Source organism: Martelella sp. UBA3392 (assembly GCF_002358775.1).
Taxonomy (GTDB): Bacteria; Pseudomonadota; Alphaproteobacteria; order Rhizobiales; family Rhizobiaceae; genus Martelella; species Martelella mediterranea.
The window spans coordinates 1-9165 of record NZ_DEPM01000017.1 but is presented as its reverse complement, the minus strand read 5'-3'; the positions used below and the strand labels follow the sequence as shown (position 1 = coordinate 9165).

Here is a 9165-nt window from a genome sequence, read left to right as displayed (position 1 = left end):
TGGCGAACCCTGCCGCCTGCGCCGCCGCAATTAAGGAGCACAGACCTGCCGCCGTCATAAACGCAGCCGCCTATACCGCGGTGGACAAAGCCGAGAGCGACGAGGAGACGGCGCTGAACGTCAACGCCACGGCGCCCGGCGCGATGGCGCGCGCGGCAGCGGGGCTCGGCATTCCGTTTGTTCACATTTCGACCGATTACGTTTTCGCCGGCACGGGCGAGAAGCCGTTTTCGCCGGACGATCCGACGGCGCCGCTCGGCGCCTATGGCCGCACCAAGCTTGCCGGCGAACAGCTTGTGGCGCGGGCGGGCGGCCCGTTCGCCATCCTGCGCACAAGCTGGGTGTTTTCCGCCCATGGCGGCAATTTCGTCAAGACCATGCTGCGGCTCGCCGAAAGCCGCGTCAGCCTGACCATCGTCGCCGATCAGGTCGGCGGGCCGACCTCGGCGCGGGCGATCGCGTTTGCCTGCAAGGTGATGGCGGAGCAGCTGATCAAGGACCCGGCCAAGTCCGGCATCTATCATTTCTCCGGCGCGCCGGATACGAGCTGGGCCGGTTTCGCGCGCGCGATCTTCGAAATGGCGGGCAGGGCAGTCACGGTCACGGATATTCCGACCTCGGATTATCCGACGCCGGCCAAGCGACCGTTGAATTCCCGGCTCGATTGTTCGGCGCTGTCCGCCTTTGGTCTCGCGCGACCGGACTGGCGGGCGGATCTCGCGCAAGTGTTGACTGAACTGGGGGCAATATCATGAAGCCACGCAAAGGCATTATTCTGGCCGGCGGGTCGGGCACGCGGCTTTATCCGCTGACGATGGCGGTTTCGAAGCAATTGATGCCGATCTACGACAAGCCGATGATCTATTATCCGCTGTCGGTGCTGATGTTGACGGGCATCCGCGAGATCGCAATCATCACCACGCCGGACGATCAGGACCAGTTCAAGCGGCTTCTGGGTGACGGCAGCCAGTGGGGCCTGAGCCTCACCTTCATTACCCAGCCCTCGCCGGACGGACTTGCGCAGGCCTATATTCTGGCGGAAGAATTCCTCGATGGCGCGCCGTCGGCGATGACGCTCGGCGACAACATCTTCTTCGGTCATGGCCTGCCGGAACTGCTGGCCGCGGCCGATGCCAAGACATCCGGCGGCACGGTGTTCGGCTATCACGTCGCCGACCCCGAGCGCTACGGCGTGGTCGCCTTCGACAAGGACGGCAAGGCGAGCCAGATCATCGAGAAGCCGGAGGTGCCGCCGTCGCATTATGCCGTTACGGGGCTTTATTTTCTCGATGGCGAGGCGCCGGAACGCGCCCGCGCGGTCAAGCCATCGCCGCGCGGCGAGCTCGAGATCGTGACGCTGCTGGAGAGCTATCTGCACGAGGGCAAGCTGGCGGTGGAACGAATGGGGCGCGGCTTCGCATGGCTCGATACCGGGACTCATTCGAGCCTGCTCGATGCCGGCAATTTCGTGCGCACGCTTTCGGTGCGTCAAGGCATGCAGTCCGGCTGTCCGGAAGAGATCGCTTATCGCAACGGCTGGATCGATGGGGAAATGCTGCGCCAGCACGCCGAAACCTTCCGCAAGACCGACTATGGAAGATATCTTTTCGAATTGCTGACAGCGGAGCATCAGCTCGGCTGATCCGCGCTCACCTTGAGCGAAAAAAAAGACCCGGGCCTGGGCCCGGGTCGCTGAGGCCATCCTGCTGACAGATGACCACATTTGGAAGGACCTCCCTCAGGCGGCCTTGCGCGGATGGCGGCCTTCTTCGACCTCCTCGACGATCTTGTCCACGAAGGCCGGCAGGTCCTTGGGGTTGCGCGAGGTAATGATGCCGTTGTCGGTCACCACCTCGCGGTCGACCCAGTTGGCGCCCGCATTCTTCATGTCGGTGCGGATCGAGGGATAGGAGGTCGCCTCGCGGCCCTTCAGCACGTCAGCTTCGACCAGCATCCAGGGTCCGTGGCAGATCGCGGCAACGATGCGGCCGGTGCTGACGAATTCCTTCACGATCGCGACAGCCTTCTCGCTGGTGCGCAACACATCCGGGTTGATCTGGCCGCCCGGCAGCACGATCGCGTCATAATCGGCGACATTGACGTCATCCACCGTCAGGTCGGCGTCGACGCTGTCGCCCCAGTCCTTCTCGTCCCAGCTCTTGATCGGGCCCTTTTCGAGAGAAGCGATGGTCACGGATGCCCCTTTCTGCTTCAGGCTATCGAGCGGCACGCGCAGTTCGGAGCGTTCATAACCATTGGTGGCCAGAATAAGAATCTTGGATTGCGTAATGCCAGGCATGGTGGCCTCCTGTGTTGTTTCGCGTTCAAGGCGGCGGCCCTTCCGGGCTTTGCCATCTGCCGGGTAAACGCCTCAAAGGCGCGGGCGTTCCAAACTTTCGATGCGCCGCGCAATGGTTCGGCGCGGGAAAACGGAACGGCCCTCTGCCGGTTTTTTGGCTCTGGAATTAACCAGGATGCCGAAGGCGGCTTGTTGGCGGGGCGTTAACCTCGGTCAATGCGATGCCGCGGGAATTCGGCTCAGGTCCATTTCGAAAGGACCCTTCAGGGCGCAAGCCGGGGGAGCTCTCTTGTCAGCCGGAGGACCGCACATGACCGATCAGACCACGCCGCCGGGCGAACCGGCGCCAGAGCTTACATCCCGTTTTCCGACAGCCTATACGATCCTGTTTCTTCTGATCGTGCTGGTCGCGGCGCTGACCTGGATCATTCCGGCCGGCCAGTATGACCGGGTGATGAATGAGGAGGTCGGGCGCGAAATCGCCGTCGCCGGCACCTATCACGAGGTCGATCCGAACCCGCAGGGCTTCGTCGACGTGATGCTGGCGCCGATTGCCGGGTTCTACAATCCCGACAGCTATGTGGCAAACGCCATCGACGTGGCGCTGTTCGTCCTGTTTCTCGGCGGCTTCCTCGGCGTGGTGAATGCCACCGGCGCGATCGACAAGGGGATCAAGGCGGCGATGTTCGACATGAGAGGACACCAGATATGGATCATTCCGATCATGATGGGTCTTTTCGCGTTGGGGGGCACCACCTATGGCATGGCCGAGGAGACGCTGGCCTTCTATGCCATCCTGATCCCGGTCATGATCGCCGCTGGCTACGACGCCGTGACGGGGGTCGCGATCATCCTGATCGGCGCGGGCATCGGCGTGCTCGGATCGACGATCAACCCCTTCGCCACCGTGATTGCCTCCAATGCGGCAAGCATTCCCTTCACCGACGGGTTGATCCTGCGGCTGGTGCTACTGCTCGGCGGTCTGGCGATCTGCGCGGCCTATGTCATGCGCTATGCCCATCGGGTCAGGACCGATCCGTCGCGCTCGGTCGTCGCCAAACAGCTTGAAGCGCATAAAAAGCTCTTTCTTCAGGACAGGTCCGGGGAAGAGACCGAGGCGAAGCTGAGCGGCATCCAGAAACTCGTTCTGGTGATTTTCGCCGCCACCTTCGCGGTGATGATCTGGGGCGTATCCAGCCAGGGCTGGTGGATGGCGCGGATGAGCGCGCTGTTCCTCGGTTCGGCCATCGTCATCGGACTGATCTCGCGGCAGGGCGAAAAGCAACTCACCGGTAATTTCGTTGACGGCGCGCGCGATCTTCTGGGCGTGGCGCTTGTGGTCGGGCTGGCGCGCGGCATCGTCGTCATCATGGAAAACGGGCTGATCGCCGACACGATCCTGCACGGCGCCGAACAGACGCTTGGCGGGCTCGGCGAGCTGGCCTTTATCAATGTGATGTTCTGGATCGAGCTCGGCATGAGCTTCTTCGTCCCGTCATCATCGGGTCTGGCGGTGCTGTCGATGCCCATTCTGGCGCCGCTTTCCGACTTTGCCGGCGTCGGCCGCGACCTTGTGGTCACGGCCTATCAGTCCGCAAACGGGCTGGTGAACCTGATCAACCCGACCTTCGCGGTGGTCATCGGCGGGCTTGCCATCGGGCGGGTGTCCTATGACCGCTGGATCGTCTTCATCTGGCCGCTGATGCTGATTCTGCTGATCTTCATCTCGGTCGTGCTGAGTATCGGCGCATTGTTTTGAAAGAGAGGTCGCTCATGACCAAGCATGAATTAGGGGTCCATTCCGAAAGCGGCCGGTTGCGGCAGGTCATCGTCTGCCGCCCCGGCCTGGCGCACCGCCGGCTCACGCCCGACAATTGCGAGCAATTGCTTTTCGACGACGTGTTCTGGGTCAAACAGGCGCAGAAGGATCACGACGCCTTTGGCGAGGCGATGCGCAATGAGGGCGTCGAGGTGCTGGAAACCGGCGCGATGCTGGCCGAGGTTCTGGACAATTCCGAGGCTCGCAAATGGGTGCTCGATCACCGTATTTCGGCCCAGCATGTCGGCATCGGCATGCAGAAGGAACTGCGGGGCTGGATGGACACGCTGCCTGGTGCCACGCTGGCCGAATATCTGATCGGCGGGCTGACGGTCGCCGATCTGCCGTTTGCCGCCGATGGCATGTTCGGCAGCTATCTCGGCTATCACGGCTTCATCCTGCCGCCGCTGCCGAATTTCCTTTTCACCCGTGACAATTCGGCCTGGATCTATGGCGGCGTCACGCTGAACCCGATGTACTGGCAGGCGCGCCGCCCCGAGACCCTGCTCACCGCTGCGATCTACCGGTACCACCCGAAATTCGCGGGCAAGGTCGAGGTGATCTGGGGCGATCCGCTGGCCGATCACGGGCTTGCAACGCTTGAAGGCGGCGACCAGATGCCGGTCGGCAACGGCCTGGTTCTGGTCGGCATGGGCGAGCGCACCTCGCCGCAGGCCGTCGGGCTTCTGGCCGAGGCGCTGTTCAGCCAGGGCCGCGCCGAACGGGTGATCGCCTGCCAGATGCCGAAGGAACGCTCCGCGATGCATCTCGACACGGTCTTCACCTTCTGCGGCGGCGATGTCGTGACCAGCTTCAAGGAAGTTGCGGAAGAAATGACTTGCTACGACCTGCATCCCGGCGAGGGCGGCAAGCCGATCGACATGCGCCACGACACCCGCCCGCTGTTCGAGGTCGTGGCCGATGCGATGGGCTTCAAGCGACTGAAGGTCATTCCCACCGGCGGCAGCGATCCATTCGAACAGTCGCGCGAGCAGTGGAACGACGGCAACAATGTGCTGGCGCTGCGGCCCGGCGTGGTGATGGGCTATGACCGCAACGACGATACCAATGCGGCGCTGCGCGCCGAAGGCATCGAGGTGATCGAACTGCCCGGCGCGGAGCTCGGGCGCGGGCGCGGCGGCAGCCGCTGCATGTCCTGCCCGACGATGCGCGATCCGGCCTGAGGAGATAAACCATGGCTTACAATCTGAAGAACCGCCATTTCCTGACCCTGCGCGATTTCACGCCGCAGGAGATCGCCTTCCTTCTGAAGCTCGCGGCCGATCTGAAGACCGCGAAATATGCAGGCACCGAGGTGCCGACGCTCAAGGGCAAGGAAATCGCGCTGATCTTCGAGAAGGACAGCACCCGCACCCGCGTCGGCTTCGAGGTGGCGGCCCATGATCAGGGCGCGACGGTCACCTATCTCGGCCCGTCCGGCAATCACATGGGCCACAAGGAAACCATCAAGGACACCGCACGCGTGCTCGGCCGCGTCTATGATGCGATCGAGTATCGCGGCTTCGGGCAGGAGGTGGTGCAGACGCTCGCCAAATGGTCCGGCGTGCCGGTCTATAACGGGCTGACGGACGAGTTCCACCCGACGCAGATTCTTGCCGATTTCCTGACCATGCAGGAGCACGCCGAAAAGCCGTTGCATCAAGTCTCCTATTGCTTCCTTGGCGACGCCGGCAACAATATGGGTGACAGCCTGCTGATCGGCGGGGCCAAGATGGGCATGGATGTGCGGCTTTGCGCGCCGGAAAGCCTGTGGCCGACGGCGGCGATCCGCAAGGAGGCCGAAGAGATCGCGGCAGCGACCGGCGCGCGGATCATGCTGACGCAGGACGTGGACGAGGCCGTGAAGGGCGCAGATTTCCTCTACACCGATGTCTGGGTCTCCATGGGCGAAGCCAAGGAGAAATGGGCCGAGCGCATCGACCTCCTCAAGCCCTATCAGGTCACGCGCGCGGTGATGGAAAAGACCGGCAATCCGCGCACGAAATTCATGCATTGCCTGCCCGCCTTCCACAATACCGATACCAGCGTCGGCAAGGAAATACAGGAGCAGTTTGGCCTCGATGCGATGGAGGTGACGGAAGAGGTGTTCGAAAGTCCTGCCTCGATCGTGTTCGATCAGGCGGAAAACCGGATGCACACCATCAAGGCGGTTCTCGTCGCCACGCTGGGAGGCTGACCATGCTTGTCGTGGCCGCACTGGGCGGCAATGCCCTGCTGAAGCGTGGAGAGCCGCTGACGGCGGAAAACCAGCGCGCCAATGTCCGCGATGCGGCGCAGGCGCTGGCCCGCATCGTCAAGGCCGGTCACCGTCTGGTCGTCACCCATGGCAACGGCCCGCAGGTGGGCCTTCTGGCGCTACAGGGCGCGGCCTACAAGCCGGACGAGGCCTATCCGCTGGATGTGCTCGGTGCGGAAACCGGCGGCATGATCGGCTATATGATCGAGCAGGAGCTTGAAAACGCGCTCGATCATGCCCAGCCGGTCGCCACGCTTTTGACGCAGGTCGTCGTGGACGCACGCGACCCGGCTTTCGGCAAGCCGACGAAATTTATCGGGCCGGTCTATGAGCGCGAGGAGGCCGAGGCGCGCGCCAAGGCGGCGGGCTGGGCCATCGCCGCGGATGGCGACAAGTGGCGGCGGGTGGTGCCTTCGCCCGCGCCGCAGGAGATTCCGGATATACGTGTGCTGCGGCTGCTGCTGGATCAGGGCGTGATCGTGATCTGCACCGGCGGCGGCGGTATTCCGGTGCTGCGCCTGCCCGATGGCAGCATGACGGGCATCGAGGCAGTGATCGACAAGGACGCCGCCAGCGCCCTTCTGGCGCGGCAACTCGGCGCCGATGCCCTGCTGCTGCTGACCGACGTGGACGCCGTCTATCGCGGTTTCGGCACCCCGGACGAGGCGGCGATTGCGGAACTTACGCCCGAGGAAGCCCGTGCACTCGATTTGCCGGCCGGGTCGATGGGGCCGAAGATCAGGGCCGCAGCGGAATTCGCAAGCCATGGCGGACTGGCCGGGATCGGCCGGCTCGATCAGGCCACCGCCATTCTGGAAAAGCGGGCCGGGACCCGCATCGTCACAGATGGAAGATAAGGAAGGAAAGACCATGCCTCGCTTGAAGGACAAGATCGCGCTCATTACCGGCGGCGCCGCCGGGATCGGGCTTGAGACCGCCCGGCTCTTCCTGCAGGAGGGCGCGCGCGTGGCGCTGGTCGACCTGCGCGAGGAGGATCTGAAGACGGCGGCCGAAAGTCTCGGCTCGTCCGATGTTCTGACGGTAGCGGCCGACGTCTCCTCGCCGGAGGACAGCGCGCGCTACGTCCGCGAAACCGTGGAGCGGTTCGGCCGCATCGACATTTTCTTCAACAATGCCGGGATCGAGGGCAAGGTCGCTCCGCTGACCGAGCAGAAGATCGAGGATTTCGACCGGGTGATCGCCGTCAATGTGCGCGGTCCCTTCCTGGGCCTGCAACATGTTCTGCCGGTGATGATCGAGCAGAAATCCGGTAGCATCATCAACATGTCGTCGATTGCCGGCTTGAAGGGCAGCCCCAATGTCGCCCCCTACATCACCTCGAAACATGCGGTGGTTGGCCTGACGCGCGCGGCCGCGGTCGAGGCGGCGGCCAATGTGCGGGTCAATTCCGTGCATCCCTCGCCGGTCAACACGCGCATGATGCGCTCGCTCGAAGACGGGTTCAGCCCCGGCCATGGCGAGGAGATCAAGAATCAGCTTGCCTCCACCATTCCTTTGGGCCGTTATGGTGAAAGCAGCGACATCGCCAATCTCGTGCTGTTCCTTGCTTCCGATGAATCCGCCTTCATCACCGGCGCGCAATATCCGGTGGACGGAGGCATGGCCGCAACGTGATGACCGAACGTCGCCCGGGAGAGCGCCCATGCAGGATGTAACGGCGGATGAAGGCGTCCTGGATGCCGGAGAAGCCCGCGGGACCGTCGTGGCGATCCGGGGCGGGATCATCGATGTGGCGTTTTCGGACAGGGTTCCGGGCATCAACAGTCTTCTTATGGCCGGTGATATTCCGATGGAGGTCGCTTCCTTGGTGGGTGAACGCACCGTGCGCTGCATTGCGCTCGGCGTCGTCGGCGGCTTGGCACTCGGCGCCGAGGTTACCGATACCGGCGGCGACATCGCCGTTCCGGTGGGCGAGGCGGTTCTGGGGCGGATGCTCGACATGTTCGGCAGGCCGCTCGATGGCCTGCCCGCGCCCGAGGCCGAGGATCGCCGTTCGATTCACGCCGCGCCGCCGCATTTGTCGGACCGGGTGCTGCGCGCCGAGGTGCTGGAAACCGGCATCAAGGCGATCGACCTGCTTTCCCCCATCGAACGCGGCGGCAAGACCGGGCTTTTCGGCGGCGCGGGTGTCGGCAAGACAGTTCTCCTGAGCGAGCTCATCCACAACACGGTCGAGCATCATCACGGCGTCAGCCTGTTCTGCGGCATCGGCGAACGCTCGCGCGAGGCCGAGGAACTCTGGCGCGAGATGGGCGAGGCCGGCGTTCGCGACAAGATGGTGATGTTGTTCGGCCAGATGAACGAGCCCCCGGGCGTGCGTTATCTCGTCGGCAAATCCGCCCTGACGATGGCCGAATATTTCCGCGATACGCGGGGCCAGGACGTGCTGGTGCTGATCGACAACATCTTCCGCTTCGTGCAGGCGGGCTCGGAACTCTCCGGGCTTTTGGGCCGGATGCCGAGCCGCGTGGGCTATCAGCCGACGCTGGCGACGGAGCTGGCGGAGCTGGAGGAGCGGATTTCCTCGACCCGCAAGGGCGCGATCACCTCGATCCAGGCGGTCTATGTCCCGGCCGACGATTTCACCGATCCGGCCGCCGCGCACGTCTTCTCGCATCTTTCCGCCTCGGTTGTGCTGTCGCGCAAGCGCGCGAGCGAGGGGCTTTATCCGGCGGTCGATCCGCTGGCCTCCACCTCTGTCATGCTGACGCCGAACGTGGTGGGGCAGCGCCATTACGATGTCGCCCGCGCGGTGCGCCGGACGCTCGC

General features: G+C 63.9%; 9 protein-coding genes. 8 read left to right on the top strand and 1 reads right to left on the bottom strand.

What is annotated here, in order from left to right; all coding sequences use genetic code 11:
- Together rfbD and rfbA are read left to right on the top strand one after the other, a co-directional pair.
- On the top strand, positions 1 to 755 hold a 755-nt coding region (gene rfbD / locus B4E36_RS01495), incomplete at its 5' end, for a dTDP-4-dehydrorhamnose reductase (RefSeq protein ID WP_345899889.1).
- A complete protein-coding gene (gene rfbA / locus B4E36_RS01490; protein WP_292055601.1) occupies positions 752 to 1642 on the top strand; it encodes a glucose-1-phosphate thymidylyltransferase RfbA in 891 nt (296 codons plus the stop codon). The genes rfbD and rfbA, both read left to right, overlap by 4 nt.
- 96 nt (positions 1643 to 1738) lie before the next feature.
- Here the strand turns inward: rfbA and B4E36_RS01485 are convergent, their stop codons facing one another.
- Entirely contained in the window at positions 1739 to 2299 is a 561-nt protein-coding gene (locus B4E36_RS01485; RefSeq protein ID WP_292055603.1) for a type 1 glutamine amidotransferase domain-containing protein, read from the bottom strand.
- 310 nt (positions 2300 to 2609) lie between these two features.
- Between B4E36_RS01485 and B4E36_RS01480 the strand changes: the two genes are divergently transcribed.
- The 6 genes from B4E36_RS01480 to atpD all read left to right on the top strand — a co-directional run.
- Positions 2610 to 4058, top strand: a complete 1449-nt coding sequence (locus tag B4E36_RS01480) for a YfcC family protein (RefSeq protein ID WP_292055604.1) — start codon at positions 2610 to 2612, stop codon at positions 4056 to 4058.
- A gap of 14 nt (positions 4059 to 4072) precedes the next feature.
- Entirely contained in the window at positions 4073 to 5302 is a 1230-nt protein-coding gene (locus tag B4E36_RS01475; RefSeq protein WP_292055605.1) for an arginine deiminase, read from the top strand.
- 11 nt (positions 5303 to 5313) lie between these two features.
- Positions 5314 to 6315 (top strand): ornithine carbamoyltransferase, encoded by a 1002-nt coding sequence (argF, locus tag B4E36_RS01470; RefSeq protein WP_292055606.1) that lies wholly within the window; start codon positions 5314 to 5316, stop codon positions 6313 to 6315.
- Positions 6316 to 6317: 2 nt separating this feature from the next.
- Entirely contained in the window at positions 6318 to 7232 is a 915-nt protein-coding gene (gene arcC / locus B4E36_RS01465; RefSeq protein WP_345899888.1) for a carbamate kinase, read from the top strand.
- A 13-nt stretch (positions 7233 to 7245) separates the two neighbouring features.
- Positions 7246 to 8010, top strand: a complete 765-nt coding sequence (locus tag B4E36_RS01460; RefSeq protein ID WP_292055608.1) for an SDR family NAD(P)-dependent oxidoreductase — start codon at positions 7246 to 7248, stop codon at positions 8008 to 8010.
- Between the two features lie 28 nt (positions 8011 to 8038).
- Positions 8039 to 9165, top strand: a 1127-nt coding sequence (atpD, locus tag B4E36_RS01455; protein ID WP_345899887.1) for a F0F1 ATP synthase subunit beta, incomplete at its 3' end; no start/stop codon positions are given.

Excerpts from the sequence above, each read along its gene's own strand:
- B4E36_RS01460 (WP_292055608.1), top strand. The coding sequence starts at position 7,246 with ATGCCTCGCTTGAAGGACAAGATCGCGCTCATTACCGGCGGCGCCGCC.
- B4E36_RS01485 (WP_292055603.1), bottom strand. The coding sequence starts at position 2,299 with ATGCCTGGCATTACGCAATCCAAGATTCTTATTCTGGCCACCAATGGT.
- arcC (WP_345899888.1), top strand. The coding sequence starts at position 6,318 with ATGCTTGTCGTGGCCGCACTGGGCGGCAATGCCCTGCTGAAGCGTGGA.
- B4E36_RS01480 (WP_292055604.1), top strand. The coding sequence starts at position 2,610 with ATGACCGATCAGACCACGCCGCCGGGCGAACCGGCGCCAGAGCTTACA.
- B4E36_RS01475 (WP_292055605.1), top strand. The coding sequence starts at position 4,073 with ATGACCAAGCATGAATTAGGGGTCCATTCCGAAAGCGGCCGGTTGCGG.
- rfbA (WP_292055601.1), top strand. The coding sequence starts at position 752 with ATGAAGCCACGCAAAGGCATTATTCTGGCCGGCGGGTCGGGCACGCGG.
- argF (WP_292055606.1), top strand. The coding sequence starts at position 5,314 with ATGGCTTACAATCTGAAGAACCGCCATTTCCTGACCCTGCGCGATTTC.